The sequence below is a fragment of the Janthinobacterium saanense genome (assembly GCF_014200675.1).
Classification (GTDB): domain Bacteria; phylum Pseudomonadota; class Gammaproteobacteria; order Burkholderiales; family Burkholderiaceae_D; genus Janthinobacterium.
The window spans coordinates 25,121-51,213 of record NZ_JACHCI010000024.1 but is presented as its reverse complement, the minus strand read 5'-3'; the positions used below and the strand labels follow the sequence as shown (position 1 = coordinate 51,213).

The following is a 26,093-nucleotide window of genomic DNA, read 5'->3' as shown; positions in this document are numbered from 1 at the left end:
TAGGGAAAATACTGATCATGCCTGTTTGATAACGACTGTGGTGCTGTCCGATGCAATGGCCCCGGCTTTGTTATGATGTTGGTTTTGATCCACGCGAAACCCGTCATGTTCGAATTCCTTTTCAAGCGCACTGCCAGCAAGTCTTCCGAACCGGATCCAGTAGTGGCAGAGCAAGTCGCCGCCACGGCGCAGAGCGCATCGCGCCGCGCCGAACAGGTAGCGCGCGCCCAGGCCGTGGCTGGCGATGAAGCCGCCGCCGCCGAGTTCATCATTTCCAGCGAATTTGCCGATGCCCGTTTGATCGCGGCCGAACATATCCACACGCTGCCCTTGCTGGAAAAAGTCCACGCCGCCATGCGCAATACGGACCGCCGCGTTGCCAAGCTGATGCAGGGCCGCATCGACCTGATACGCCATCTGGCCGCAGAAACCCAGCGCGCCCAGGCCAGCATCGACACGGCGCAGCGCTTGCTGCACGATGAAAAACTCAGTCCCAACCAGGTGGGCGAACTCGACCGCCTTTGGCAAGTCATCAAATCCACGCCGGAACTGGCGGCTGCCTTCGATACGGCACGCGCCGCGCTGGCTGCCCGCCTGGAAGCGCAAGTGGTTTTGCAGCGCGCCGTGATCGACGCCGTAGCCGCTGCACGCAGTCTGGCTGCGGCCGGCGGCACCGCTGCCGAACTGGCGCAGGCGCTGGAACGCCTTGATCTTGAGCACGCACAGCACGCTCAGTCGCCCGAGCGCGCTTCCTTGCCGAAACATCTGTTGAGCGATTTCACCGAAGCCCGTAACCAGGCACAGTCGGCTCTGCAAGGCTTGCAGCAACACCAGGCCGCGTTCGATGCGCGCCAGGCTGCGCTGCAGCAATGGCAGGCGCAAGACAGCGCCACCCTGGACGCCGAGACCTTGCGCCGTGCATGGTCAGCCTTGCCGCACTTGCCTGAATCGCCCTTGTCGGACAGCTTGCAGCAGCAATTTGCGGCCGTGCTGGCCAGCGCGCCGGCGCCCACTGCCGCCCCGGCTCCCGCAGCAGAGGCTGCGCCGCGCAAGGTCAAGGAAGAACGTGCCTTGCCGCCGAAAGAAGCTGGCGAGCAATTCTTCAAGGCGCTCGACGGCATGGAAGCGGCCTTGCAGGATGGCTTGCTGCATGTGGCGTCCGAGCATGACAAGACTTTGCGCGACAGCAAACACGGCCGTTTGACGCCGGCCCAGTCCGACCGCCTGGCCCATGTGCGCGCCGAGTTCAAGCGCCTGGCCGACTGGGCGCGCTGGGGCGGCAACGTCTCGCGTGAAGAGCTGGTCAAGGCGGGCGAGGAATTGCCTGCGCTGGCTTTGCCGATGAGCGAGCTGGCCAAGAAAGTAGGCAGCTTGCGTGAACGCTGGAAGTCGCTCGACACTTTGTCCGGCCCGGCGCCGAAATCCCTGTGGGAACGTTTTGACGCCGCCTGCAGCGTGGCCTACGCGCCCGCCGCCCAGCATTTCAAGCAACTGGCTGAAGAGCGCCAGGGCAATGCCGCCAAGGCCCAGGAATTGATCAATGAAACGGCGGCACTGGCCGCCCAGGACAGCACGGACTGGAAACAGGTCGCGGCCGCCACGCAGCGCGTGCGCCAGGCGTGGACCCGTTTGGGCACCATCGACCGCAAGGAAAAGAAACGCCTGGATGCGGAATTTGGCGCCGCGCTGGACGCCTTGTCGAAACCGCTGGAAACCCAGCGCCAGATCGAAACGGCGCGCCGCGAACAATTGATCGTGGAAGTGGGCTTGCTGAAACCGTCCGAACGCAATACGGTCGACATGCTGCGCGCGCTGCAGGATAAATGGCAGGAACTGGCCAAGGCGCTGCCGCTGGAGCGCCGCGCCGAGCAGGCGCTGTGGCAGCGTTTCCGCGCCGCTTGCGATGATATCTTTGCCAAGCGCAAGGAAACCGCCCATGCCGCCGACCACGAACGCCGCGAACACCTGCATGCGCGTGAAGCGCTGTGCGCCAGCCTGGAAACGGCCATCATCCCTGATGGCGATGACAAGGCCCGCACGGCGGCCATCCATCAGTTGCTGCGCGAAACGCGTGCCGCCTGGAATGCTACCGGCCCCGTGCCGCGCGCCAGCGAAGGCAAGATCGAGCAGCGCTACCAGGCAGCTGTCGCATCCGTACAAGCCCAGGCGGACGCCATCGCCGAGCGCGCCGGCGCCGCACAAGCGAATGCCCTGCGCGACAAGCTGCGTCTGTGCCAGGCGCTGGAAACGGCGCTCAATGATGGTGGCGAGCAAGTTCAAGCGCAAGCCTGGAGCGAGCGCTGGAGCGCCTTGCCGCCGCTGGACGCCCACTATGAACGCAGCCTGCACCAGCGCTTTGCCGCTGCGCAAGCGGCCTTGGGTGGCGATGGCCGCCTTGCCTACGCCCAGCAATTGCAAGCCAATCTGCCCCGTTTGCAGGAAGAAGTCTTGCGCCTGGAAATTGTTGCCGGGGTCGACAGTGGCGCCGAATATGCACGCGACCGCCTGAAAATGCAGGTGGAAGTGTTGCAATCGTCGCTGAAATCGGGCCAGAAGCCGCTCACGCAAGTGTCGCAACTGATGCAGCTGTGCGCGATTCCTGCACTGAGCGATGTGCGCACGGCCAGCCGCATCGAAGCCTTGCTGCGCCGCATAGGTGGCGGCGCAAAATGACGTCCCGCTCCACCTTCAGTGTCCGCATACAGCAAGCCGATTTTGACTTGAGTCAAGAAATCGCAACGTTGCGTGCGGGCAACCCGAAGGTGGGTGCGGTAGTCAGTTTTGTCGGCACCGTGCGCGACATGAACGATGGCCTGGACGTGGCGACCATGGAGCTCGAGCATTATCCGGGCATGACCGAAAAAGCCATCGAGGCCATCCTGGCCCAGGCCGGCGCCCGCTGGCCGGTGGCTGGCGCGCTGGTGATCCACCGCGTCGGCCCGCTCAAGCCGCAGGAGCAGATCGTGCTGGTGGCGGTCTCGGCCGCGCATCGGGGCGAGGCGTTTGCCGCCTGCGAATTCATCATCGATTACCTGAAGACGGAAGCGCCGTTCTGGAAGAAGGAAGACACGCCAGCGGGCGCGCGCTGGGTCGATGCCCGTGTGAGCGACGAGGCTGCCTTGTCCAAATGGTCGAAAAAGGCAAATTGAATCGTATCAAATCACTGCCGCACAACTGAAAGTTGTGACAGCGCAGTAATGAGTTTGTTTGTGTATGCTTGAAAAGTGCCGCCTTACCCCAATTTGTTACATAACTAATTAATTCGGGAGCACTTTACATGCGACAAGACAAACTGACCACCAAACTGCAAGAAGCCCTGGCCGACGCGCAAAGCTTGGCCGTGGGTAATGACAATCCCTATATCGAACCTGTGCATTTGCTGACGGCCCTGTTGAACCAGGACGACGGCGGCGCCCGCTCGCTGCTGCAGCGCGCCGGCGTCAACGTGGGCGGCCTGTCGAAAGCCCTGACGGCATCGCTGGAACGCTTGCCCAAGGTGTCGGGCACGGGCGGCGATGTGCAGGTCAGCCGCGAATTCGTGGCCCTGCTGAACCTGGCCGACAAGGAAGCGCAAAAAGCGGGCGACCAGTTCGTTTCCAGCGAAATGGTCTTGCTGGCCATGACGGATGATAAATCCGACGGCGGCAAGCTGGCGCGTGAAAACGGCTTGACGCGCAAGGCGCTGGCTTCGGCCATCGAGGCTGTGCGCGGCGGCAACAAGGTTGACTCGCAAGAGGCCGAAGGCCAGCGCGAATCGCTGAAAAAATACACCTTGGACCTGACGGAACGTGCGCGCAAGGGTAAGCTCGACCCGGTGATCGGCCGCGATGATGAAATCCGCCGCACCATCCAGATCTTGCAGCGCCGCACCAAGAACAATCCCGTGCTGATCGGTGAGCCTGGCGTCGGCAAGACAGCCATCGTCGAAGGCCTGGCGCAGCGCATCGTCAATGGCGAAGTGCCGGAATCCCTGAAAGGCAAGCGCGTACTGTCGCTGGACATGGCGGCCTTGCTGGCCGGCGCCAAATACCGTGGCGAATTCGAGGAACGCCTGAAATCCGTGCTGAAAGAATTGGCCATGGATGAAGGCCAGACCATCGTCTTCATCGATGAGATGCACACCATGGTGGGCGCGGGCAAGTCCGAAGGCGCGATGGACGCCGGCAATATGTTGAAACCGGCGCTGGCGCGTGGCGAGCTTCATTGCGTGGGCGCCACCACGCTCGACGAATACCGCAAGTACATCGAAAAAGATCCGGCGCTGGAGCGGCGTTTCCAGAAAGTGCTGGTCGATGAGCCGACCGTCGAGGCGACGATCGCCATCCTGCGCGGCTTGCAAGACAAGTATGCGCTGCACCACAAGGTAGAAATCACGGACGCGGCCATTATTGCGGCGGCCGAATTGTCGCACCGCTACATTACCGACCGCTTCCTGCCCGACAAGGCAATCGACCTGATCGATGAAGCGGCGGCCAAGATCAAGATCGAGATCGATTCCAAGCCGGAAGTGATGGACAAGCTGGAACGCCGCCTGATACAGCTGAAGATCGAAAAAGAGGCCGTCAAGAAAGAGAAAGACGAGGCGTCCCTGCGCCGCCTGGGCCTGATCGATGAAGAAATCGTCAAGCTGCAGCGCGAGTACAACGACTTCGAGGAAATCCTCAAGGCGGAAAAAGCCGTGGTGCAGGGCAGCACGCATATCAAGGAAGAGATCGAGCAAATCAAGCTGCAGATGGAACAAGCCACGCGTGAAAGCAACTGGCAAAGGGTGTCCGAGCTGCAGTACGGCAAGCTGCCGCAGCTGGAAGCGCAACTCAAGCAGGCTGACAGCGGCCTGCCCAAGGTCGATACCGGCCATCCGAAGCTGCTGCGCACGCAAGTGGGCGCCGAGGAAATCGCCGAAGTGGTGTCGCGTGCAACGGGCATCCCCGTGTCGCGCATGATGCAGGGCGAGCGCGACAAGCTGCTGCATATCGAAGAAAAGCTGCACGAGCGCGTGGTGGGCCAGGACGAGGCGATCAATGCGGTGGCCGACGCCATCCGCCGTTCGCGCGCGGGCCTGTCCGATCCGAACCGTCCGTATGGTTCCTTCATGTTCCTGGGACCGACGGGCGTGGGTAAGACCGAGCTGAGCAAGGCACTGGCGACTTTCCTGTTCGACACGGAAGAATCGATGATACGCATCGACATGAGCGAGTTCATGGAGAAGCATTCCGTGGCCCGCCTGATCGGCGCGCCGCCCGGCTACGTGGGCTACGACGAGGGTGGTTATCTGACGGAAGCCGTGCGCCGCAAGCCGTACAGCGTGATTTTGCTCGATGAAGTGGAAAAAGCCCATGCGGACGTCTTCAATGTGCTGCTGCAAGTGCTCGACGATGGCCGCATGACGGACGGGCAGGGCCGCACGGTCGACTTTAAAAATACCGTCATCATCATGACCTCGAACCTGGGTTCGCATAAAATCCAGGCGATGGAAAGCGATGATCCCGGTGTCGTCAAGCTGGCCGTGATGGCCGAGGTGCGCTCGCACTTCCGTCCCGAGTTCGTCAACCGTATCGATGAAATCGTGGTGTTCCATGGCCTGGACGAGAAAAATATCGGCGCGATCGCCAAGATCCAGCTGAAAATCCTCGAACAGCGCCTGGCGAAGATGGACATGCAGCTGAGCATCACGGACGCCGCCCTGCAAAAGATCGCCGAAGCCGGCTACGACCCCGTGTATGGCGCAAGGCCATTGAAACGGGCGATCCAGCAGCAAATCGAAAATCCGCTGTCGAGGCTGATACTGGAAGGCAAGTTCGGTCCGAAAGACGAGATCCATATCGATGCGCAGCATGGCAACCTGGTATTTACGAGCGGGCAGGTGGGGTTGGACAAGGTGTAATTCTTACCCCAGCGGCGAAAGGCTGGGGTCGGACCCTGAGGGTCCGACCCCGGTATTTGCTCTGGGGGGAATACTAAACAGGGCGCGATCAGGCTAGACCTGATCGCGCCCTTGTTGCTATCATGCGCAGTATTTTCTGAATTTACCTGGAGGGTGGGATATGGCAAGCACATGGCAAGTTGGACGGCGCGCAGGACTGGGATTGGCCTTGGCGGCCGTGCTGGCCTTGCCTGCCCACGCCCAGGAAGAGAAAGTCCTGAACATCTATAACTGGTCGGACTATATCGGCGACGATACGATCAAGAATTTTGAGAAGGAAACCGGCATCAAGGTACGTTATGATGTTTTCGATAACAATGAAATCCTCAATGCGAAACTGGTGGCGGGCAAGTCCGGTTATGACATCGTCGTACCGACGGCCCAGTGGGCGCGGCTGCAGATCGATGCCGGCCTGTTGCGCAAGCTCGACAAGAGCAAGCTGACAAATCTGGGCAACCTCGATCCTTCGCTGCAAGCCAAATTGTCGAAGATCGATCCGAACAATGACTACCTGGTCGACTGGCTGTGGGGTTATACGACGGTGGGCATCAACGTCAACAAGGTCAAGGCGGCGCTGGGCAATTTGCCCATGCCTGACAACGCCTGGGACCTGGTTTTTGACCCGAAATATGCCTCGAAGCTGAAATCGTGCGGCGTGTCCTTCCTCGATTCGCCGTCCGAAGTCTTGCCGGCCGCGCTGCAGTATCTGAACAAGCCCGCCTATTCGAAGTCGGCTGCCGACTACCAGGAAGCGGGCAAGGTGCTGCAGGCTATCCGTCCCTACGTGACCCTGTTCAGCTCGTCAGGCTACATCAATGACATGGCCAACGGCGCCGTGTGCGTGGCGCTGGGCTGGTCCGGCGACATCAATATTGCCCGCCAGCGCGCCATCGATGCAAAGAATGGCAATGTGATCCAGGTGCTGGTGCCGAAGACGGCCGCGCTGATGTTCGACACCATGGCGATTCCCGTCGATGCGCCGCACCCGAACAATGCGCATCTGTTCATCAACTACATCCTGCGTCCGCAAGTGCATGCCAGCCTGAGCAACAAGGTGTTCTACGCCAATCCGAATCCATCCAGCATTAAATATGTGCGCAAGGATATCGGCGAGAACAAGGCCATCTTCCTGCCGGACGCCGACAAGCAGCGCATGGCCGCGCCGGAAGCGACCACGGCCGATATCCGCCGCCTGATGACGCGGATCTATACGAAGTTTAAAACCGGGGTGTAAAAACAAGGATGGCGCGAGGGACGGTGATGCCGTCGCTGGCGCCATTCGATATTGCTGATGTGTGCGCTACTCGTGATAGCGGTCGACCAGTTTGTGATGACTGCCGCGCATTTCCTCGATCAGTTCAAAGGCGATGAAGCCGATGATGGCCGCGAAGATGGCGATAAACAGAAAAACTAGCAAGATGGACATGGACATGATGTTTCAGCCGCTGTTGGGCGGCCGCCCGCTGGGTTGCTCAAGGTGCCAGAGCAGCGCTCCAACACGTAGTTGACGCAATTAAACTCTAGCAGATCGTTAGTACTTTACAAGCCCAGCTTGTTGCAAATCCCGCCAGTATTTGTCCCAGCGCATTTCCTCACTTGACGACCAGATCATGCGCCATCACCGCCTTCAGGTAAACACTGAGCGCGTCCTCAGGTTCGCGCTGCGAGAGCCTGTCCATGCCCGCGCTGGCCTTGCGCATTTCCCTGCTTGCACTTTCCTTACTTGACGACCAGATCATGCGCCATCACCGCCTTCAGGTAAACACTGAGCGCGTCCCCAGGCTCGCGCTGCGAGAGCCTGTCCATGCCCGCGCTGGCCTTGCGCATTTCCCTGCTTGCACTTTCCTTACTTGACGACCAGATCATGCGCCATCACCGCCTTCAGGTAAACACTGAGCGCGTCCCCAGGCTCGCGCTGCGAGAACCACCATGCACTTGCCTTGCGCATTTCCCAGTCCTGCACTTCGCCGGTCAATAGCAAGGCGGCGGCCTGGCCCAGGGTGGGCTGGTGGCCGACGATGAGCACGGTTTCCTTGTTGCCTGGCCAGTTGGCGGCCTTGAGGATATCTTCCGCCTCGGCGCCGGGCGCAAGTTCGGGTATCAGCTTGAACTTGCGTCCCAGCGGCTCGACCGTCTGCAAGGTGCGCAGGGCCGGGCTGACGAGGATGCGGCAATTGTCGGGCAGTTGCGAGCTGAGCCAGTCGGCCATGCGGCGCGCCTGCTTTTGCCCCTTGGCCGTCAAGGCACGTTCCAGGTCGGGCACGCCCGGCTCGGCTTCTGCATGTCGCCACAAGATCAGATCCATGCTGTACTCCTCTGCGTTAAAAGTCGCTTTCTATTCTCCTACCTCCGCGCCCGGCGTTCCCAGTGTCTGCATCAGGTATTGCTGGGCGCTGAACAGGGTTTGCTTGGCGCGTGGCTTGCGGCGCACATACTGGCCGCTCGGTTCAAGTTCCCACGCATTCGTATTATCCTTCAAATACGGGTTCAGGCCTTCGGCAATCACGCGCCGTTTCAAGGCCCGGTCCAGTACGGGGAAGGCGACTTCCACCCGGCGGAACAGGTTGCGGCTCATCCAGTCGGCGCTGGCCAGGTAGACATCGTGCGCCAGGTCGTTGCGGAAGTAATAGATGCGGCTGTGTTCCAGGAAACGGCCGATCACGGAGCGCACCTTGATGTTTTCCGATAAGCCCGGCACGCCTGGCTTCAGGGTGCAGGCGCCGCGCACGATCAGGTCGATCTTTACGCCATCGGTCGAGGCCGCATACAGGGCGCGGATCACCGACTCGTCGACCAGGGCATTGATCTTGACGATGATGCGGCCGCGCCGGCCCGAGCGGGCGATCTTGGCTTCGTTGCGGATGGCCTTGATGATCTCGCTTTGCAGCCCGAACGGCGCCAGCCACAGATGGTTCAGATTATGCGGCTTGGTCAGGCTGGTCAGGTGGATGAAGACTTCATTGACTTCCACCGCCAGGTCCTGCTTGGCCGTCAGCAGGCCGAAGTCGGTGTACAGCTTGGTCGTGGTCGGGTGGTAGTTGCCGGTGCCCAGATGGGCATAAAAGCGCAGCGCGCCTTCTTCGCGGCGGATGACGAGCGCGACCTTGGCGTGGGTTTTCAGGCCGACCACGCCATACACCACTTGCGCGCCAGCCTGTTCCAGCTTGTCGGCCCAGTTGATATTGGCTTCTTCGTCGAAGCGCGCCATCAATTCCACGATGACGGTCACTTCCTTGCCCAGCTTGGCGGCCGTGATCAAGGACTCCATCAAGTCCGAGTTCATGCCGGTGCGGTAGATGGTTTGCTTGATGGCCACCACGGCAGGGTCATAGGCGGCGCTGCGGACAAAATCGATCACCGTCTGGAACGACTGGTAGGGATGGTGCAGCAGGATGTCGTGCTTGTGCAGTGCGGCAAAGATGTCGTTGCCGATGGGCTTGTGCGCAAACCCCGGGAAAAACGGTGGGAAGCGCAAGGAGGGCTGTTTTACGTGGTCGATCATTTCCGTCAGGCGCACCAGGTTGACGGGGCCGTTCACGCGGTACAGCCGGCTTTGATCCAGGCTGAACTGGTCGAGCAGGAATTGCGACAGTTCTGGCGGGCAGTTGCGCGCCACTTCCAGGCGCACCGAAGTGCCGAACTGGCGGCCGACCAGCTCGCCTTTCAAGGCCTGGCGCAGGTTCTTGACTTCATCTTCATCGACCCACAGGTCGCTGTCGCGCGTGACGCGGAACTGCGAATAGGCAATCACTTCGCGCCCGGCGAACAAATCCGAAATATGCGCGTGGATGATGGAGGACAACAGGCAGAACGAGACACCGTCGCCGGAAATCTCGTCCGGCAGCTTGATGACCCTTGGCAGCACGCGTGGCGCCTTGACGATGGCAATTGCCGTGCCACGGCCAAACGCATCCTTGCCGCTCAGGGAAACGATGAAATTGAGACTCTTGTTGACCACTTGCGGAAATGGGTGGGCCGGATCGAGGCCGATCGGCGTCAGCAGGGGGCGTACTTCACGGTCGAAATATTCCTTGACCCAGGCGCGCTGCGCATCGTTGCGGTCATTATCGCGCAGCAAGTGCACACCCGCTTCGCGCAGCGCCGGCAAGACGTCGCTATTTAATATCTCGTATTGGCGTTCGACCAGCGCGTGGCATTCCTTGCCGATGCGTTCCAGGTTGGCGATCAGGGCAGGGTGGCCGGCCAGCGAACCGCCGATGCTGCCGGCCGCCAGCAGGCTGGCCACGCGCACTTCAAAGAACTCATCCATATTGCTGCTGACGATGCACAGATAACGCAGGCGTTCGAGCAGGGGAATGCCGGGATCTTCCGCCTGCGCCATCACGCGTTTATTAAAAGTCAATTGCGACAGCTCGCGGTCCAGCAGGATGCCCGATTTGGTCACTTCCGTGTGCAGGTCAGGTTTCATATTCTTTTGTCTTTGCAGATAGTTAATTCTAGCGATATTTCCACATGTGTGACGCGCAATAAGTGTAATGATGTAATGTGACGCCAGCATGACATTGCTTGTAATAATTGGTGAGTATGCTTGTCATGATAGCCCTCAAAAAGGCCTGTTTCCGGGGCGTAGGCAAATATTTCAAGAAATTTCAGCCATGTCATAAAGCTGTCATATTCGCTTGCTAGACTGCGCAGCATTCAACCGGGGCTTTCCGCCCTAACAACCCTGAGGACTTGATATGCAAATGAAGCAAATGTTCAAATTTATCGTCGTGGGTGCTTCGGCAGCGATGGCATTTTCTTCCGCTTCCGTCATGGCGGCAGATATGACAGGTGCTGGTGCAACCTTCCCGTACCCAATCTACGCCAAATGGGCTGAATCCTACAAAGCCGCCACCGGCAACGGCCTGAACTACCAATCCGTCGGTTCCGGCGCTGGTATCAAGCAAATCAAGGCCAAGACCGTTGACTTCGGCGCGTCGGACATGCCTTTGAAAGCAGAAGAACTCGAAGCTGACGGCCTGACCCAGTTCCCAGCCATCATGGGCGGCGTGGTCACCATCGTCAACCTGGACGGCGTGGCTCCTGGTCAACTGAAAATGACCGGTAAAGTCGTTGGCGACATCTACCTGGGCAAGATCACCAAGTGGAATGCACCTGAAATCGTTGCTCTGAACGCCGGCGTCAAGCTGCCAGACGCAGACATCACCGTGGTGCACCGCGCTGACGGTTCGGGCACGTCCTTCCTGTTCACCGACTTCCTGTCGAAAACCGACGCTGAATTCAAATCGAAAATCGGCGCTGGCACGGCTGTGAAATGGGCAGTTGGCGTGGGCGGCAAAGGTAACGAAGGTGTTGCTGCCAACGTACAGCGCATCAAGGGTTCGATCGGTTATGTTGAGTGGGCTTACGCCAAGAAAAACAAGATGACCCACACCCAGCTGCAAAACAAGGAAGGCACCTTCCTGCAGCCTAGCGACGACGCTTTCAAAGCCGCTGCTGCCAGCGCTGAATGGAGCAAAACGCCAGGTTTCGGCGTGGTGCTGACCGACCAGGCTGGCAAAGGCAGCTGGCCTATCACCGGTGCATCGTTCATCCTGATGCACAAAGCACAAGCTGACGCAGCCAAAGGCAAGGAAGTCCTGAAGTTCTTCGACTGGGCCTTCAAAAACGGTGGCGCCGCTGCTGCCGACCTGGACTACGTTCCACTGCCAGCATCGGTCGTAAAACTGGTGCAGGAGTCGTGGAAAGCCAACCTCAAAGACGCATCGGGCAAGGCAGTTTATTAATCCGATAGTCTGAGTATTGACGTCATTATCCTTGCCTTGTCGCCAGCAGGCGGCAGGGCAGGGAGTTAGCCAGGACCGCCCGCAAGAGCTTGCAGGCGCTCCCGGCTAAACGAACAAGCGCAGCGCAGTAAAAATAAGCAGTAAAAATAAGTAGTAAAAATAAGTAGTAAAACAGTATCACCACACATGGCAGAATATGAGCGCACAATCCACTTCCTCCACGATCCCCATGCCAGGCGGCAATATGACCGACTCCATCAGTCACGCGCAAATGCTTTCCACCATGCGCAAGCAGCGTATCCAGGATTTCCTGTTCCACAAGGTGACGATGCTGTTCGCCTTGTCGGTGCTGCTGGTGCTGGTGGGCATCATCATTTCGCTGATCATGGAATCGGTGCCGGCCTTCAAGACCTTTGGCCTGGGGTTTATCTTTTCGGCCGAGTGGGACCCCGTCAATGACCAGTTCGGTGCGCTGATCCCCATCGTCGGCACCCTGATCACCTCCGTGATCGCCCTGCTGATCGCCTTCCCGGTCAGCTTCGGCATCGCCCTGTTCCTGACCGAGATCTGCCCAGCCTGGCTGCGTCGCCCGCTGGGCACGGCTGTCGAGCTGCTGGCCGGCGTGCCCAGCATCATCTACGGCATCTGGGGCCTGTTCGTGTTTGCGCCCCTGTTTGCCGATTACGTCCAGCCCGTGCTGAAAGCTACCCTGGGCAAGCTGCCCATCATCGGCCAGCTGTTCAGCGGCCCCATGATGGGCATTGGCATCCTGACGGCTGGCCTGGTGCTGGCCATCATGATCATCCCTTTCATCGCTTCGGTGATGCGCGACGTGTTTGAAATCGTCCCTGCCGTGCTGAAAGAATCCGCTTACGGCCTGGGTTGCACGCGCTGGGAAGTGGTGCGCAAGATCGTCTTGCCTTACACCAAGACCGGCGTGGTCGGCGGCGTCATGCTGGGCCTGGGCCGCGCGCTGGGTGAAACCATGGCCGTGACCTTCGTGATCGGCAACACCAACAAGCTGTCGTGGTCGCTGTTCGCACCCGGCAACAGCATCACCTCGCTGCTGGCCAATGAATTTGGCGAGGCGCAATCGGCGCTGCATGTGTCGTCGCTGTTCTCGCTGGCGCTGATCCTGTTTGTCATCACCCTCATCGTTTTATCCGCCGCCAAGCTGATGCTGGCTGGCATGTCTCGCAAGGAAGGCACGAAATGAGCCAAGCACTCGCCATGAATGCACCGGCCAAGCCGGCCATGAATCCTGTCTACCGCAAGCGTTTGCTGATGCACCGCATCGGCATCGCCCTGTCGGTGGCCGCCATGACCCTGGGCCTGGCCGTGCTGGCCTGGATTTTGTTCACCCTGATTGTCAAGGGCTTCGGCGCTGTTTCCGTCGACATGTTCACGCAAACCACGCCTGCCCCAGGCAGCGACGGTGGCGGTCTGATCAATGCGATTGTCGGCAGCGCCATGATGGTGGGCCTGGCGACCTTGGTCAGCACCCCGATCGGCGTGCTGGCCGGCGTCTACCTGGCCGAATACGGCGAAGAAAACAAGCTGGCGCAAGTGACGCGCTTCGTCACCGACATCATGCTGTCGGCGCCATCGATCGTGATTGGCCTGTTTGTCTACGCGCTGTATGTAGCCCAGGTTAAACATTTCTCCGGTTATGCCGGCTCGATCGCCCTGTCGCTGATCGCCGTGCCGGTGGTGGTGCGCACCACGGACAATATGCTGCGCCTGGTGCCGAACAGCCTGCTGGAAGCTGCTTTTGCCCTCGGCGCACCGCGCTGGAAGGTCGCCACCCTGGTGCGCTTGCGCGCCGTCAAGGCCGGCGTGATCACGGGCGTGCTGCTGGCCCTGGCCCGTATCGCCGGCGAAACAGCGCCGCTGCTGTTCACCGCGTTGAATAACCAGTTCCAAAGCTTTAACATGAACGCACCGCTGGCCAACTTGCCGTCCGTAATCTCCTCGTTCGCGCTGAGCCCGTACGACAACTGGCGTTCGCTGGCCTGGGGTGGCGCTTTGCTGATCACCTTCAGCGTGCTGGCCCTGAACATCCTGTCGCGTACCATGTTCAGCCAAAAAGTCCCTAATTAAACAGATATCGAGCGAAGCGAACCCACATGAATACGCAAATGAATCCAGCCCAAGACCTGGCGCCAAAGAAAAAAACCATCGAGATCTCGGGCCTGAACTTTTTTTATGGCAAGACCCAGAGCTTGCATAACGTCAACCTCGACATCCACGAGAAAAAAGTCACGGCCTTTATCGGCCCGTCCGGTTGCGGTAAATCAACCCTGCTGCGCACCCTGAACCGCATGTATGACCTGTACCCAGGCCAGCGCGCGGAAGGCTCGATCATGTATCGCGGCCGCAATGTGCTCGACGCCGACCAGGACGTCAACATGCTGCGCGCCAAGGTCGGCATGGTGTTCCAGAAGCCGACCCCGTTCCCGATGTCGGTCTACGACAACATCGCTTTCGGCGTGCGCCTGTATGAAGACCTGTCCAAAGGCGAGATGGACGAGCGCGTGGAATGGGCCTTGAAAAAGGCGGCGCTGTGGGGCGAAGTCAAGGATAAGCTGAACAAGAGCGGCCTGTCGCTGTCGGGCGGCCAGCAACAGCGTCTGTGCATCGCGCGCGGCGTGGCCGTGAAACCGGACGTGCTGCTGCTGGATGAGCCGACCTCGGCGCTGGACCCGATCTCGACCTCGAAAGTGGAAGAGCTGATCAGCGAACTGAAACAGGATTACACGATCGCCATCGTGACGCACAATATGCAGCAGGCAGCCCGCTGCTCGGACTACACGGCGTACATGTATTTGGGCGAGCTGGTGGAATTCGGCGAAACGGACCAGATTTTCATGAATCCGGCCCGCAAGGAAACCCAGGATTACATTACCGGCCGCTTCGGCTGATCCGCCCCCGCAGCACCACCAGACAACTGAAATACGGAGAGACAGCATGATAGGCGAGCATTCATCCAAGCAATACGACAACGAACTCGAAGCGATCCGCTCGAAGGTCCTGCTCATGGGCGGCATCGTTGAAACCCAGTTCCTCGATGCGATGACGTGTTTTCGCATCGGCAATTCCGAGCGCGCCGACCGCGTGATGCGCGAAGACGACGTCGTCAACCAGCTCGAAGTGTCGCTCGACGACGCTTGCAGCCACTTGATCGTGCGCCGCCAGCCGGCCGCCAACGATTTGCGCACCATCATGGCGACCATCAAGGTGATTACCGACCTCGAGCGCGTGGGCGACGAAGCCACCAAGATCGCCCGCGTGGCGAAGAATCTGCACAAGCGCGGCAACGCCGTAGTGAACCATTACGAAATGGTGCGCGGCATCGCCAACACGGCCAGCGACATGCTGCACGACGCACTCGATTGCTTCGCGCGCAACGATGGTAAGCAAGCGCTGCAATTGATCGCGCAAGACGCCGTGATCGACCATGAATTCAAGACCATCATGCGCAACCTGATCACCTTCATGATGGAAGACCCGCGCACGATTTCGGCCGCGCTCGACACCTTGTGGGTGGCCAAGGCCATCGAACGCATCGGCGACCATGCGAAAAATATCGCCGAATACGTGATTTACGTGGTCGAGGGCAAGGATATCCGCCATACCAAGGTGGTGAGTCCTGATGTTTCCGAGGAGCTCCCTGAGTAAGCTTTATGGCATCTGATAAAACCACGGTATTGATCGTTGAAGATGAACCGGCCATCGTTGAACTGGTGACCTATTCATTGCGCGAATCTGGCTGGAATTGCTGTTCTGTACAAAACGTTGCCGACGCCTGGGATTTCATCCAGCATCGCACGCCGCATCTGATCTTGCTGGACTGGATGTTGCCGGATCAGACGGGCTTGCGTTTGCTGTCGCGTATCCGCGCCGACCGCAACTTTGCAGCCATTCCGGTCATCATGCTCACCGCCAAGAGCATGGAAGAAGACAAGCTTGCCGGCCTGAACAGCGGGGCGGACGATTACGTCACCAAGCCATTCTCGCCGCGCGAACTGCTGGCCCGCGCCAAGGCTTTGTTGCGCCGCAAGAGTCCGGAACACGCGCAGGCGCCCATGCGTGCCGGCAATGTGGCCCTGGACCCGGTCAGTTGCACGGTGACGATGGATGAACAGAAAATCGATATTGGTCATGCCGAGTATAAACTGTTGAAATTCTTGCTGGCCCATCCCGAGCGCGTGTTTTCGCGCAGCCAGCTGCTCGACAAGGTGTGGGGCGACCATGTGGTGATCGAGGAACGCACGGTCGATGTCCACGTATTGCGTTTGCGCAAAGCCTTGAAGGAGGCGGAAAGCCTGATCAAGACGGTGCGCAGCGTTGGCTACATGTTGTCTGAAAAATAAAGCCTGTTTCTTATGAATCCGAAATTGCTGTTCTGGGTGCCGGCCGCCTTGCGCATGGTCTTGTCCTTGCTGGGCGTGGCCGTGGTGTGGTATCTGTTTGGCGCCACCTATGCGCTGGGCATCGCCTTCGTGCTGATGGCCATGATGGTGTTCGTGCAGTTGTCGTACCTGTTTCAGCTGAGTAACTGGCTGGAAAACCCGCACAGCGCCAAGCTGCCCGATGGCTGGGGCGCCTGGACCAGCATTTTTGCGCGCCTGTACCGCATGCGCCGCGACGATGAAAAAAACCAGGCCGAGCTGACCGAATGGCTGGCGCGTTTCCGCCAGGCCATGCATCTGTTGCCGGACGGCGTAGTCATCATGGATGACGTGCTGTTCCTCGAATGGTGCAACCCGGCCGCTGAAAAGCATCTGGGCCTCACGCATGAGCGCGACAAGGGCATGCGCGTGACCAATCTGATCCGCAGCCCCGAGTTCATGGACTACATCATCCTGGGCCGCTACGATCAGCCGCTGACGATCACCTTCCGCAACCGCAAGCTGATCGTGCAAATCATTCCGTTTGAAAACCGTCGCCAGATCCTGGTTACGCATGACGTGACGGAAACGGAACGCATCGAAATGATGCGCCGCGACTTCATTGCCAACGCCTCGCATGAATTGCGCACGCCGCTGACGGTGATCGTGGGTTTCCTGGAAATCGCTTCCACCGAGCTGGACCTGGACGCCGCCACGCGGGCCGCCCATATCAAGCTGATGACGGAGCAGGGCCACCGCATGCAGCATCTGATCGAAGACATGCTGACTTTATCGCGACTGGAGTCGGTCGATTATCCGCTGCGCCCCGAGCCGGTCGATGTGCGCAAGCTGATGGCGCAAGTCTTGCGCGACGCCAAGGCCTTGTCGGCAGGCAAGCACCAGATCAGCATGGAATGCAAAGGCCCCGACGTGCTGGGCAGTTACGACGAGCTCTACAGCGCGTTCGGCAACCTGGCCTCGAATGCCGTGCGCTACACGCCGGCCGGTGGCAGCATCACCCTGCGCTGGCAAGATGGCCCGGCTGGCCCGCAATTCATTGCCCAGGATACGGGGATCGGCATCAGCCCTGAGCATATTTCACGTTTGACCGAGCGCTTCTACCGGGTCGACAAGAGCCGTTCGCGCGAAACGCAAGGCACGGGCCTGGGCCTGGCCATCGTCAAGCACGTGCTGCTGCGCCATGGCGGCACCCTGGCGATACAGTCCGTGGCCGACAAGGGCAGCAGCTTTATCGTCAGCATGCCGAAGTCGGTGATTTCGCCTGTGCATCATGGTGAATTGCTGGTGAAATAAGTTGGCCCGCCGGGATGTGATGATTGAGGCAATCGGCGTTACAATCCCAACATGACTTTGATCAATACCAATTTCCGCCAGGCGGGCGCGCAGCAACTGGCGCAATCGCTGCTGGCGGCGCGCCAGAAAACCATGGCGCTGTTCGATTGCTACGCGGCGGCCGGCTATGAGCTGGCCAGCCGCGTGCCGCAATTGCCGCATCTGAATCCGCCGCTGTGGCAGCTAGGCCATATCGCCTGGTTTGCCGAATGGTTCATCTTGCGCGAAGCGCCATCGAGCCATCCGGCCGACGCCCTCTACAACTCCCTGCTGACGCGTGGCGACGACTTGTTCGACGCCAATCTCGTGGCGCACCGCGCGCGCTGGAACCTGGACTTGCCCAGCCCGGGCGCCGTCAAAACCTATTGCCATGAAGTGCTGGACCGGGTGCTCGACAAGCTCTCGCGCGAGGCCAATGTCGACAGCGCCCTGTATCCTTACCGGCTGGCGCTGGCGCATGAAGACCTGTGCGGCGAGGCCATGCTGGCCGGCTTGCAACGATTGGAGCTACCGGCGCCGCACACTTTGGCGGCCAGTCCGTCTCTGGTGCTGGCGGCCGGCGAGATTGCCTTTCCTGGCGGTAGCATCGAACTGGGTTCCAGGCACGATGCCGGTTTCGCCTTTGATAATGAATCTCCGCCGTATGCCTGTTATGTGCCGCCATTTACCATCGACGCCGTGCCCGTGTCGAATGCCCAGTTCGCCGAATTCGTGCTCGATGGCGGTTACCAGAACCGCCAGTTCTGGAGCGCTGCCGGCAGCGCCTGGCTGATGCAGCAGGAGCGCTCCTCGCCCTTGTATTGGTTGCGCGACGGTATGCAATGGCGCACAGTGCGCTTTGGCCAGCCCGTCACCCTGCCGCGGCAGGAAGCCGTGCGCCATATCAATCTGTACGAAGCGCAAGCGTATTGCGCCTGGGCCGGTCGCCGCCTGGCGACCGAGGCGGAATGGGAGTATGCTGCGCTGTCCGGCCATCCGCGCTTCCAGTGGGGCCAGGTGTGGGAATGGACGGCGACGCCGTTCGAACCGTATCCTGGTTTTGCCGCCGGCCCCTGGCGCGAGTATTCGGCGCCGTATTTCATGCAATACCAGGTCTTGCGCGGCGCCTCGTTTGTCACGCCGCCCCGTTTGGTATCGCCCCGCATGCGCGTCTTTCATGGCCCCGAGCGCGGCGAGGTGTTTGCCGGCTTGCGCACCTGCGCCTGGTAAATACGCGACCGGGCACCCACTTCAGGATTTCTTTTGAGTACAGCTTTGAGTACAGACAACGCCCCGCAATTCATTCCCAAACGCATCACGCCGACGCCGGAACAGCTCGCCATCCAGACGGCGCAGAAAAAAATTGTCTTGATCGACGCCAATGCCGGCGCCGCCAAGACGACCACCCTGGCCCTGCGCCTGGCCGAAGCGCTGCACCGGGGCCGCGCGCCCGAGCGCATGCTGGCGCTGGTATTTACCGAGGCTGCCCGCGTGGCCTTGCGCCAGCGCCTGCTGGAAGTGGGCGTGCCGCTGGGCGTGGTCAAGCGCCTCAGTGTCGACACCTTCGATGCCTTCGCCGCCAAGGTGCTGCTGCAAATGGAAGGCATGCAGGTGTCCAGCATGCGCACGGATGAAGAGCTGCGTCCCGTGGCCTGGGAAGCGTTGGAAGTGGTGGCGGAAAAATATGCCGGCCGCTATCCGCTGGAAATCAATACCACCAACGCCGCTATCGCCGAATTTTTGAAGCTGCAGCTGCGCAGCAAGGCGCGCCTGGACTTTCATGGCGCTGATTTTGAAAGCAATTCCATGGAAGACAACCTGGAAATGCTGGGCATGTCGCGCACGCATTATCTGTGGAGCCGCGAATACGAAGGCTTGCGCGGCGCCGATACGGGCGATATCCAGTTCCGTGGCCCATTCGACGCCACCTATGATCTGGTGCGCTTGCTGACCGACGACGAACCGCTGCGCCAGCAATTGCCAGCCTTCCAGATCATCGTGGCCGATGAATTGCACGATCTGAATGAAGCATCGTTCCGTTTGCTGACCATGCTGATACGCCGTGGCAACGCGTTTTTCTGCGGCGCGGGCGACAAGGACCAGGTCATCTATACCTGGTCGGGCGCCGACCACCGTTTCCTGCGCCAGCGTTTCGAGCAGGAATTCCCCACCTTGCAGCGCTTGCCGCTGACGGCGTCCTACCGCTATGGCACGCAGCTGGCCTTGGCGGTCGGCGTGCTGAAAAACAAGGCCAGCGTGTCTGCCTTGAACCGGGCGACCGTGATCGAGGTGCTGCATTACGAACACACCCAGCCGCAAGCGTGCAGCGCCCAGCTGATCGCCGCGCTGGAACACGTGCATGCGGGCACCACGGCCATTTTGCTGCGCGACCGCGATCAGGCTATTCGCGTGGAAACGGCTTTGTTCCAGAGCGGCATCGCTTATGAGCTGCTCGATATGCATAGTTATCTGCTCAGCCAGGAAGTGCTGATGTTGCGCGGCATGGTCGCCATCGCCCGCAAGGATTTGCATGCGATCAAGAGCGGCCCGCGCCGGGGCGAGATCCTCGAAGCGCTGGTGGCGTTTGCGGAAATCCCGTTTACGCGCAGCCAGTTGCAGCAAGCCAAGGCCGATGTGGCCAATTACCCGGACTTGCTGGAAGGTTTTTTGACCAATCAGCTGGCCAAGTCCGTCAACCAGGACAAGGCGGCCCTGACCCTTGCTGCTGTCGACTATCTGCGTGCGCTGCCGCCCGAGGCGCCGGCTGGCGCTGCCTTGCAGCATATTTTTGGCTTGATGCAGCTGGAACAGACGGCCCGCCGCATCTATGTCGACCCGGCGCAGGCGAGGGTGGTGGCGCGCTCGCTGCATGGTTTTATTGCCGTCTGCACCGAAGCGGAGACGTCCCTGGGCGACTTCGCCGCCTGGCTCGGTGAAATGGAAGAGGCTGTCGCTGTGACCAGCGGCAAGGCCAAAATCGTGATTGCCTGCATCGACCAGATCAAGGGCCTGGAATACAGCCATGTGATCCTGCCCTACCTGGCCATCGATGAATTTCCGCGCAGCAAGACCGATCCACTGGAAGAAGAAAACCGCTTTTATGTGGCCGCCACGCGCGCGCGTGACCGCTTGAGCTTGCTGACGCCGCAAGACCCGGCCCATCAAAGCCGTTATATCGCCGCCTTGCAGCGCAAGGCCAAGGCGGTAACTGTTGCTTCGAAGTCATAAATCATTTGCTGCATGACTGCTTTTTGCGAAAGCGAAAACGCGGCATACTGGCTTGGTGAGATTGATTGCAATCTAGCTAGACCAACTGAGGAGCAGACATGAAAGTATTTTTGACAGGTGCGGCAGGTTTTATCGGCAGTTCCATCGCGGCGGGCCTGGTGCGTGCCGGCCATCAGGTGACGGGCCTGGTGCGCAAACCGGAGCAAGTGGACGAACTGGCTACGATCGGCGTGCAGGGCGTGGTCGGCACCTTGAATGACCGCGAACTGATCATCGAACAGGCGCGCGCGGCCGACGCCGTCATCAATGCCGCCAGCAGCGACCACCGTGGCGGCGTCGAAGCCATTCTCGAAGCGCTGGCCGGCAGCAACAAAGTGTATTTGCACACCAGCGGCTCGTCCATCGTGGGCGACGCGTCGGGCGGCGAAGGCACGGAGCAGATTTATTACGAAGACAAGCTGCCCGCACCGACGGCCGACAAGGCGGCCCGCGTCGCCATCGATGATTTGATACTGGCCAGCGCTGCCCAGGGCGTGCGCGCCAGCGTGCTGTGCAATACCTTGATCTACGGCCATGGCGCTTTGCCGCGCGACAGCGTGCAATTGCCGCGTCTGCTCAAGCAGGCGCGCAAGAGCGGCATCGTGCGCCATGTGGGACCAGGCCGCAATATCTGGTCCAACGTGCATATCGACGACGTGGTCAGCCTGTATTTGCTGGCGCTGGAAAAGTCGCCTGCCGGCACTTTCTATTTCGTCGAATCGGGCGAAGCAGCCTTCCGCGACATGACGGCGGCGATTGCCGAAGCGCTGGACCTGGGCCCCGCGCAAGACTGGCCATTACCCGAAGCCATCGCCGAATGGGGTTATGAAATGGCGTCGTATGGACTCGGTTCCAACAGCCGCGTGCGTGGCGAACGCTCGCGCAAGCTGCTGGGCTGGCAGCCAACAGGTCCATCGGTGCTGGAATGGATCAGCAAAGACATGCTGAACCCGCCTCACTAAGAACCCATCGTCAGCACCATGCCCGGCTGGCGGATCTGCATGGCCCGGTAGGTCGTATTCATGGCGTTATCTCCATTGTTTTCGATAAACTTGCGACGCCGCGCTGGGCCGCGTCGATGGCGCCGGCGAGGTAGCCGGGGAAATGGGGCGACCATTCGCTGGCGATGCCCGTGATGCGGCCTTGCCATCGGCCATCGCCAGCCTGGGCGGCGGGAGCGTCCGGGTGCTCTCCCTGTCCTTGCAAGTCAGCCGGTGTTGCCGTGCAGCTGTCCGTGGCCCAGTCCTTGAGGTATTCGGCCACGGGCGAGCCGGCTTGCGGCCCGAACAAACGGACCAGTTGCGCGCGGCAATGCGCCAGCAGCACCTCTGCGCTGACATCTTGGCGCTTGATGGCCGGCACGCCGAGAAAGCCGAACAGGGCAGGCGGACCATCGTCTGCGCTGGCGTCGTGTATCTCAGCCAACGGGCCGCCTGCGCTGCGGGCATGGCCGGATAAACCTTGGCGGCGCCAGAAAGCGTGCTTATAAATGGCCACGTACTTGGCGTGCGGCGCCATCCAGGTTGGGGTGCCGGACCATGTGTCGGCCAGGGTTGCGGGCAGCGCTGGCGTGTATGCGATGGCTGCGGCCAGGCGGGGCGGCAAGGCCAGCAGCACATGTTCAGCCTGGTACGCAACGGGATTGCCTTGTTCATCGTCAAGTTCAACGTGGATATGGCCAGACAGGCGCTGCAGGCGGCGCACGCGCTGGCCTGTCATTGTGCGTTCTGCTGGTATTGCCGCCTGCAGTGCGTCCGTCAGCGCGCCCATGCCGCCGGCCAGGCGCATCGATGGCGGGGCAGAGAAATAGCTGGCCATGCGTTCGGGTGTGGCCTGGCGCGAGCGTTCAATGACCATATCGCCGCTGGCGTATTGTTCAAAACGCGGCAATTGCAATGCGTCGATCAGCTCACTCAATTGTGTCTGCAATTCAGGCCAGAACCAGGTGGCGCCCAGGTCATGGCCTTCGGGTGTGGCAGCGATGCGTCCACCAAAGTGGCTGCGCGCTTCCAGCAGCACGTAATCTGTCATGCCGCGCTGTTCCAGCAGATACGCGGCATACAAGCCGGCCAGGCCGCCGCCGATAATCACGATGCGGGCGGTCAGCATGGCGCCCCCAGGCTGGCCAGGTAAGCCAGGTGGCCGGTTTTCAGATAGATGGTGGCGCCGTGTGCGCCAGCACGCAGGGTAGCCGTATCGCCGGGCGGCAGGCGCAGCCAGCTGTGGCGCGGATAGTGTTGCGCACCTTCCAGCAAGCCACCTTCCAGCACCAGCAGTTCTGCGTTATCGATGGAGAACACGGTGTCTGGCGCCAGGCGTTGCAGGCTGAGCTGTTCATTTGTATTGCTGAACAGGCGGCACATATTGCTATCCCCGTGGCCTTGCCATTGGGCCGGATCGCGTGTATCGATGCGCAGCGCAGCCTGTTCATCGGCCGTCATTTGCCATAGCTTGACGAACAGCAAGGCGCCATCCTGGCTTGAAGGCTGGTGCGACGAGCCCGGTGGGTTGCGCAGATAGCTGCCAGCCGGATAGTGCTGGCCATCGGCTGAGAAAGTACCAGAGAGCACCAGGATTTCCTCGCCGCCCGGATGCTGGTGTGCAGGAAAGTGGGCGCCCGGCGCATAGCGCACGAGGCTGGTGGCGCGCGCCCGTTCGCCGCCCAGGCGGTCCAGCATCAGCCGCTCGACCCCGTCCTGCGGCGAGGCCAGCCAGCGATGCTGGCCGGGAACGACCGTAGCGCGGCGCGTGTAGTCTGCGTTGATCAGCATGGTGTTTCCGGCCCCTCTAGTGCAATCGTCATGCTCAGCGTTATGACGTCAGGCCTCAGTTTGGCCACATCGTCCACGCGTTGCAGCAGGCTGTCGCGGCAAGTATGCCAGTCTTGCATCATGATAAAACTCCTGTCAGTTTGAAATGGGTGATTCAAGCCTGGCGGCCGGCCATGACGCCGCCGTCCACCGGCAGCACGGTGCCGGTGATCCACGAGGCGTTCGGCGAAGCCAGGAACAGGATGGCGTCGGCAATATCGCCCGGCTGGCCATTGCGTCCCAGCGGGTGGAAGGCATTGAACGACGGCAAGGTGTCCTTCACCTGTTCATCGCTCATGAAGGTGTTGTAGACCGGCGTTTCCACTACGCCAGGCGCGACCGTGTTGATGCGGATGTTCGACCCTGCCAGTTCGATGGCCAGGTTGCGCGTCAGGGCGTGCACGCCGGCATTGGCGGCCGAGTAGGCGGCCGACGGCGTCGCACCGATCGCTTGCAAGGCCCACAGCGAGCCGGTTTGCACGATGGCGCCGCCGCCCCGTTGCTGCATGGCCCTGGCGGCCGCTTGCGCCATGAAGAACTTACCCTTGAGGATGGTGTCGAGAAACCAGTCGTACTCGGCCTCGTCAACCTCGAGGAAAGCCTTGGGACGGAACACGCCGGCGTTGTTGACGAGGATGTCGACGCCGCCAAATGCTTGCGTGGCCAGTGTCACCAATGCTGCTGCCGTGGCCGGCTGGGCGATGTCGCCCGCGTGGCAGCGCACTTGGTTGCCGCTCGGGTCGATCTCTGCTGCCGCACGCTGCAGCTTGGCGTCGTCGCGCCCGCCGATGACGACCTGGGCGCCTGCCTGCACCAGGCGTTTGGCGACTTCTTTGCCGATACCGGAACCGCCACCGGTGACGATGGCAACCTTGGAAGAAAATGTATGCATGATTTATCCTGATAAGTGATGAAAGGAGCGATGAGCGGATCGTAATTCGCTGCATCAATGGCTGTATTTTTCTCCGATTTCCACTTGCTCACAAAGCAGATTAACTGTCATTCATTGAAAGAAAAACTTTATCGGAGCAAGGGAGGCGATGAATTTGTCTCTTATGTGCGCTAGCGAACGGTGTTTTTTTGAGAATGGCGCTATGATGTTTCTGCGTGGTCGAGACGCACTGCCGTGAAGTTGGCGGCATGTTCGATCTTCCAGCAGGTCAGCCGGTCGCCTCAAGGATCGGCACCAGATTTTTTGCCGCATGGCATAAGGCAAAGCCATGCGGTGTTCCCAGTTCTCCGGCGTTAAACTTTTCAGTATTAACCCCTTCCAGGCCGGCATATGCCGGCCTTTTTTTTGGTTCATCGCCATTCACCGTAGCACCGCCATTCACCGCCTGCTGGCCGTCATTCGCCGAACAGCGCTTACGCCCCGCGTGAAATCCGCGTATCTTTACGTTCAGTCAATTAACTGATCCATGGATGCACAAAGGGGCTATCGTGAAACCTGAACAAGCGCATTACCGCCGTACCCAGCTGCTGTGGGGGCTGCTGCTGATTGTCGTCGGTGCCGTCATCCTGCTGGACCGGCTGGGCATGATTGCCGCGCGTGACTATTATTCGCTATGGCATTATTGGCCAGCCATCATGGTGGTCTTTGGCCTCAACAAGTTATTGGCGCCCGTGTCGGCCAGGCAGATATTGAGCGGCCTGTGGCTGATCTTTTTCGCCGCCTGGTGGTATGTCTCGTATGAAGAATTATGGGGCTTGTCTTTTTATAACAGCTGGGCCGCCTTGCTGATCGCCTGGGGCGTGGGGCTGGTGCTGGAACCGGTCTTGAACAAACACTTTATGGCTTACCGGGAGTCCGAACATGAAAAATAAACCGCCACTGGATTCCGCTACGCAAATCGTGCTGGGCGTGCTGGTGATCGGGCTGGGGCTGCTATTCCTGCTCGATAACCTGGGTTTTATCAATGTGCGCTATACCTTCCGTTTCTGGCCCACCATCCTGATCATTTTTGGCTTGCTGAAAATTTCGCAGGGCCGCACGCGCTCCGGCTACGTGGTCGGTGGCGTGATGGTGCTGCTGGGCGTGATGTGGACCTTGAAAGCCATGGGCTTTTTTTATGTGAACTGGAACATGCTGTGGCCGCTGGTGATTATCGGCGTCGGCGTGGCGGTGGTGTCGAGATCCTTGCCTGGCGGCAGCCAGCGGCAGCGCCGGCGCCGCTTTACGGTCGATCCTGCTGACAAGGCACAGAGCGATCCTTTTGGGCAGCCGCGAAATGGCGCGGTGTCGCTGGACAAGACCCCGGCAAGCCACGAAGGCACAGGCGCAGCCGATGAAGACAGCATCATCGAAGTGACCGCCATCCTGGGCGGCTTCGTGCGGCGCGTGTCTTCGCAAAACTTCCGTGGCGGCGATATCAACGTCATCATGGGCGGCTGCGAAATTGACTTGCGCCAGGCCTCGATCGAAGGCGAAGCCGTGTTGAATGTATTTGCCATGTGCGGCGGCGTCACGATCAAGGTGCCGCCCGACTGGAGCGTGATCTTGCAGGGCACGCCGATACTCGGTGGCTTTACTGAAAAAACCATCGTCCCGGCGTATCAGAACAAACGCCTGTACGTGGTGGGTTATGCCATCATGGGCGGCCTGGAAGCACGCAACTAGGGC

General features: G+C 60.2%; 23 protein-coding genes. 16 read left to right on the top strand and 7 right to left on the bottom strand.

Features of this window, described 5'->3' with window-relative positions; genetic code table 11:
• Positions 1–105: 105 nt before the first annotated feature.
• The 4 genes from HDE72_RS24080 to HDE72_RS24065 all read left to right on the top strand — a co-directional run bounded on the left by HDE72_RS24080 (position 106) and on the right by HDE72_RS24065 (position 7,157).
• Positions 106–2,673 carry a DUF349 domain-containing protein gene (locus tag HDE72_RS24080; protein WP_183747056.1) on the top strand — a complete coding sequence of 856 codons (2,568 nt, stop codon included), beginning with the start codon at positions 106–108 and terminating at the stop codon, positions 2,671–2,673.
• On the top strand, positions 2,670–3,149 hold the full coding sequence (locus tag HDE72_RS24075) for a molybdenum cofactor biosynthesis protein MoaE (RefSeq protein WP_183747053.1): 480 nt from the start codon (positions 2,670–2,672) through the stop codon (positions 3,147–3,149). Before HDE72_RS24080 ends, HDE72_RS24075 begins: the two co-directional genes overlap by 4 nt.
• A gap of 128 nt (positions 3,150–3,277) precedes the next feature.
• Complete coding sequence (gene clpB / locus HDE72_RS24070; RefSeq protein WP_183747049.1) at positions 3,278–5,884, top strand: ATP-dependent chaperone ClpB; 2,607 nt, start codon at positions 3,278–3,280, stop codon at positions 5,882–5,884.
• A 160-nt stretch (positions 5,885–6,044) separates the two neighbouring features.
• A complete protein-coding gene (locus tag HDE72_RS24065) occupies positions 6,045–7,157 on the top strand; it encodes a polyamine ABC transporter substrate-binding protein (protein ID WP_183747047.1) in 1,113 nt (370 codons plus the stop codon).
• A gap of 66 nt (positions 7,158–7,223) precedes the next feature.
• On the opposite strand, the gene HDE72_RS27875 is transcribed toward HDE72_RS24065, so the two are convergent.
• The 3 genes from HDE72_RS27875 to ppk1 form a co-directional block, all read right to left on the bottom strand.
• A complete protein-coding gene (locus HDE72_RS27875; protein WP_260176892.1) occupies positions 7,224–7,355 on the bottom strand; it encodes a hypothetical protein in 132 nt (43 codons plus the stop codon).
• A 414-nt stretch (positions 7,356–7,769) separates the two neighbouring features.
• On the bottom strand, positions 7,770–8,228 hold the full coding sequence (locus HDE72_RS24050; protein WP_183747044.1) for a SixA phosphatase family protein: 459 nt from the start codon (positions 8,226–8,228) through the stop codon (positions 7,770–7,772).
• 30 nt (positions 8,229–8,258) lie between these two features.
• Positions 8,259–10,352 (bottom strand): polyphosphate kinase 1, encoded by a 2,094-nt coding sequence (gene ppk1 / locus HDE72_RS24045; protein ID WP_183747043.1) that lies wholly within the window; start codon positions 10,350–10,352, stop codon positions 8,259–8,261.
• A 271-nt stretch (positions 10,353–10,623) separates the two neighbouring features.
• Here ppk1 and pstS point away from each other — a divergent pair, with 271 nt between their 5' ends.
• The 10 genes from pstS (at position 10,624) to HDE72_RS23995 (ending at position 21,625) form a co-directional block, all read left to right on the top strand.
• Positions 10,624–11,673, top strand: coding sequence for a phosphate ABC transporter substrate-binding protein PstS (pstS, locus tag HDE72_RS24040; protein WP_183747040.1), 1,050 nt, complete (start codon positions 10,624–10,626; stop codon positions 11,671–11,673).
• Between the two features lie 244 nt (positions 11,674–11,917).
• Positions 11,918–12,889 carry a phosphate ABC transporter permease subunit PstC gene (gene pstC, locus HDE72_RS24035; RefSeq protein ID WP_183747037.1) on the top strand — a complete coding sequence of 324 codons (972 nt, stop codon included), beginning with the start codon at positions 11,918–11,920 and terminating at the stop codon, positions 12,887–12,889.
• The gene (gene pstA / locus HDE72_RS24030) at positions 12,886–13,773 is read left to right on the top strand and encodes a phosphate ABC transporter permease PstA (RefSeq protein WP_183747034.1); all 888 of its coding nucleotides are present in this window, start codon (positions 12,886–12,888) and stop codon (positions 13,771–13,773) included. The genes pstC and pstA overlap by 4 nt, the downstream gene beginning before the upstream one ends.
• A gap of 38 nt (positions 13,774–13,811) precedes the next feature.
• Complete coding sequence (gene pstB, locus HDE72_RS24025; RefSeq protein WP_409254983.1) at positions 13,812–14,594, top strand: phosphate ABC transporter ATP-binding protein PstB; 783 nt, start codon at positions 13,812–13,814, stop codon at positions 14,592–14,594.
• 46 nt (positions 14,595–14,640) lie between these two features.
• On the top strand, positions 14,641–15,351 hold the full coding sequence (gene phoU, locus HDE72_RS24020) for a phosphate signaling complex protein PhoU (RefSeq protein WP_183747027.1): 711 nt from the start codon (positions 14,641–14,643) through the stop codon (positions 15,349–15,351).
• Positions 15,352–15,356: 5 nt separating this feature from the next.
• Complete coding sequence (locus HDE72_RS24015; RefSeq protein WP_183677053.1) at positions 15,357–16,046, top strand: response regulator; 690 nt, start codon at positions 15,357–15,359, stop codon at positions 16,044–16,046.
• Between the two features lie 12 nt (positions 16,047–16,058).
• Complete coding sequence (gene phoR, locus HDE72_RS24010) at positions 16,059–17,378, top strand: phosphate regulon sensor histidine kinase PhoR (RefSeq protein ID WP_183747024.1); 1,320 nt, start codon at positions 16,059–16,061, stop codon at positions 17,376–17,378.
• 51 nt (positions 17,379–17,429) lie between these two features.
• Positions 17,430–18,626, top strand: coding sequence for a selenoneine synthase SenA (gene senA, locus HDE72_RS24005; protein WP_260176890.1), 1,197 nt, complete (start codon positions 17,430–17,432; stop codon positions 18,624–18,626).
• Between the two features lie 45 nt (positions 18,627–18,671).
• Complete coding sequence (locus tag HDE72_RS24000) at positions 18,672–20,624, top strand: UvrD-helicase domain-containing protein (protein WP_183747141.1); 1,953 nt, start codon at positions 18,672–18,674, stop codon at positions 20,622–20,624.
• A gap of 98 nt (positions 20,625–20,722) precedes the next feature.
• Positions 20,723–21,625, top strand: coding sequence for an NAD-dependent epimerase/dehydratase family protein (locus tag HDE72_RS23995; protein ID WP_183747021.1), 903 nt, complete (start codon positions 20,723–20,725; stop codon positions 21,623–21,625).
• A gap of 58 nt (positions 21,626–21,683) precedes the next feature.
• Here the strand turns inward: HDE72_RS23995 and HDE72_RS23990 are convergent, their stop codons facing one another.
• The 4 genes from HDE72_RS23990 to HDE72_RS23975 form a co-directional block, all read right to left on the bottom strand.
• Positions 21,684–22,772 carry a flavin monoamine oxidase family protein gene (locus tag HDE72_RS23990; RefSeq protein ID WP_183747018.1) on the bottom strand — a complete coding sequence of 363 codons (1,089 nt, stop codon included), beginning with the start codon at positions 22,770–22,772 and terminating at the stop codon, positions 21,684–21,686.
• Positions 22,766–23,434, bottom strand: a complete 669-nt coding sequence (locus tag HDE72_RS23985) for a cupin domain-containing protein (RefSeq protein WP_183747015.1) — start codon at positions 23,432–23,434, stop codon at positions 22,766–22,768. Before HDE72_RS23985 ends, HDE72_RS23990 begins: the two co-directional genes overlap by 7 nt.
• A gap of 154 nt (positions 23,435–23,588) precedes the next feature.
• A complete protein-coding gene (locus HDE72_RS23980; protein ID WP_183747013.1) occupies positions 23,589–24,365 on the bottom strand; it encodes an SDR family NAD(P)-dependent oxidoreductase in 777 nt (258 codons plus the stop codon).
• A 268-nt stretch (positions 24,366–24,633) separates the two neighbouring features.
• The gene (locus HDE72_RS23975; RefSeq protein ID WP_183747010.1) at positions 24,634–24,789 is read right to left on the bottom strand and encodes a hypothetical protein; all 156 of its coding nucleotides are present in this window, start codon (positions 24,787–24,789) and stop codon (positions 24,634–24,636) included.
• Positions 24,790–24,913: 124 nt separating this feature from the next.
• Here HDE72_RS23975 and HDE72_RS23970 point away from each other — a divergent pair, with 124 nt between their 5' ends.
• On the top strand, positions 24,914–25,297 hold the full coding sequence (locus HDE72_RS23970; RefSeq protein ID WP_183747007.1) for a LiaF transmembrane domain-containing protein: 384 nt from the start codon (positions 24,914–24,916) through the stop codon (positions 25,295–25,297).
• Positions 25,287–26,090, top strand: a complete 804-nt coding sequence (locus tag HDE72_RS23965; RefSeq protein WP_183747004.1) for a LiaI-LiaF-like domain-containing protein — start codon at positions 25,287–25,289, stop codon at positions 26,088–26,090. The genes HDE72_RS23970 and HDE72_RS23965 overlap by 11 nt, the downstream gene beginning before the upstream one ends.
• Positions 26,091–26,093 lie beyond the last annotated feature (3 nt).

Excerpts from the sequence above, each read along its gene's own strand:
- HDE72_RS23995 (WP_183747021.1), top strand. The coding sequence starts at position 20,723 with ATGAAAGTATTTTTGACAGGTGCGGCAGGTTTTATCGGCAGTTCCATC.
- HDE72_RS24080 (WP_183747056.1), top strand. The coding sequence starts at position 106 with ATGTTCGAATTCCTTTTCAAGCGCACTGCCAGCAAGTCTTCCGAACCG.
- senA (WP_260176890.1), top strand. The coding sequence starts at position 17,430 with ATGACTTTGATCAATACCAATTTCCGCCAGGCGGGCGCGCAGCAACTG.
- pstB (WP_409254983.1), top strand. The coding sequence starts at position 13,812 with ATGAATCCAGCCCAAGACCTGGCGCCAAAGAAAAAAACCATCGAGATC.
- phoU (WP_183747027.1), top strand. The coding sequence starts at position 14,641 with ATGATAGGCGAGCATTCATCCAAGCAATACGACAACGAACTCGAAGCG.
- HDE72_RS23985 (WP_183747015.1), bottom strand. The coding sequence starts at position 23,434 with ATGCTGATCAACGCAGACTACACGCGCCGCGCTACGGTCGTTCCCGGC.
- clpB (WP_183747049.1), top strand. The coding sequence starts at position 3,278 with ATGCGACAAGACAAACTGACCACCAAACTGCAAGAAGCCCTGGCCGAC.
- HDE72_RS24065 (WP_183747047.1), top strand. The coding sequence starts at position 6,045 with ATGGCAAGCACATGGCAAGTTGGACGGCGCGCAGGACTGGGATTGGCC.
- phoR (WP_183747024.1), top strand. The coding sequence starts at position 16,059 with ATGAATCCGAAATTGCTGTTCTGGGTGCCGGCCGCCTTGCGCATGGTC.
- HDE72_RS24015 (WP_183677053.1), top strand. The coding sequence starts at position 15,357 with ATGGCATCTGATAAAACCACGGTATTGATCGTTGAAGATGAACCGGCC.
- HDE72_RS23965 (WP_183747004.1), top strand. The coding sequence starts at position 25,287 with ATGAAAAATAAACCGCCACTGGATTCCGCTACGCAAATCGTGCTGGGC.
- HDE72_RS24075 (WP_183747053.1), top strand. The coding sequence starts at position 2,670 with ATGACGTCCCGCTCCACCTTCAGTGTCCGCATACAGCAAGCCGATTTT.
- HDE72_RS24050 (WP_183747044.1), bottom strand. The coding sequence starts at position 8,228 with ATGGATCTGATCTTGTGGCGACATGCAGAAGCCGAGCCGGGCGTGCCC.
- HDE72_RS27875 (WP_260176892.1), bottom strand. The coding sequence starts at position 7,355 with ATGTCCATGTCCATCTTGCTAGTTTTTCTGTTTATCGCCATCTTCGCG.
- HDE72_RS23980 (WP_183747013.1), bottom strand. The coding sequence starts at position 24,365 with ATGCATACATTTTCTTCCAAGGTTGCCATCGTCACCGGTGGCGGTTCC.
- ppk1 (WP_183747043.1), bottom strand. The coding sequence starts at position 10,352 with ATGAAACCTGACCTGCACACGGAAGTGACCAAATCGGGCATCCTGCTG.
- pstA (WP_183747034.1), top strand. The coding sequence starts at position 12,886 with ATGAGCCAAGCACTCGCCATGAATGCACCGGCCAAGCCGGCCATGAAT.
- pstC (WP_183747037.1), top strand. The coding sequence starts at position 11,918 with ATGACCGACTCCATCAGTCACGCGCAAATGCTTTCCACCATGCGCAAG.
- HDE72_RS23990 (WP_183747018.1), bottom strand. The coding sequence starts at position 22,772 with ATGCTGACCGCCCGCATCGTGATTATCGGCGGCGGCCTGGCCGGCTTG.
- pstS (WP_183747040.1), top strand. The coding sequence starts at position 10,624 with ATGCAAATGAAGCAAATGTTCAAATTTATCGTCGTGGGTGCTTCGGCA.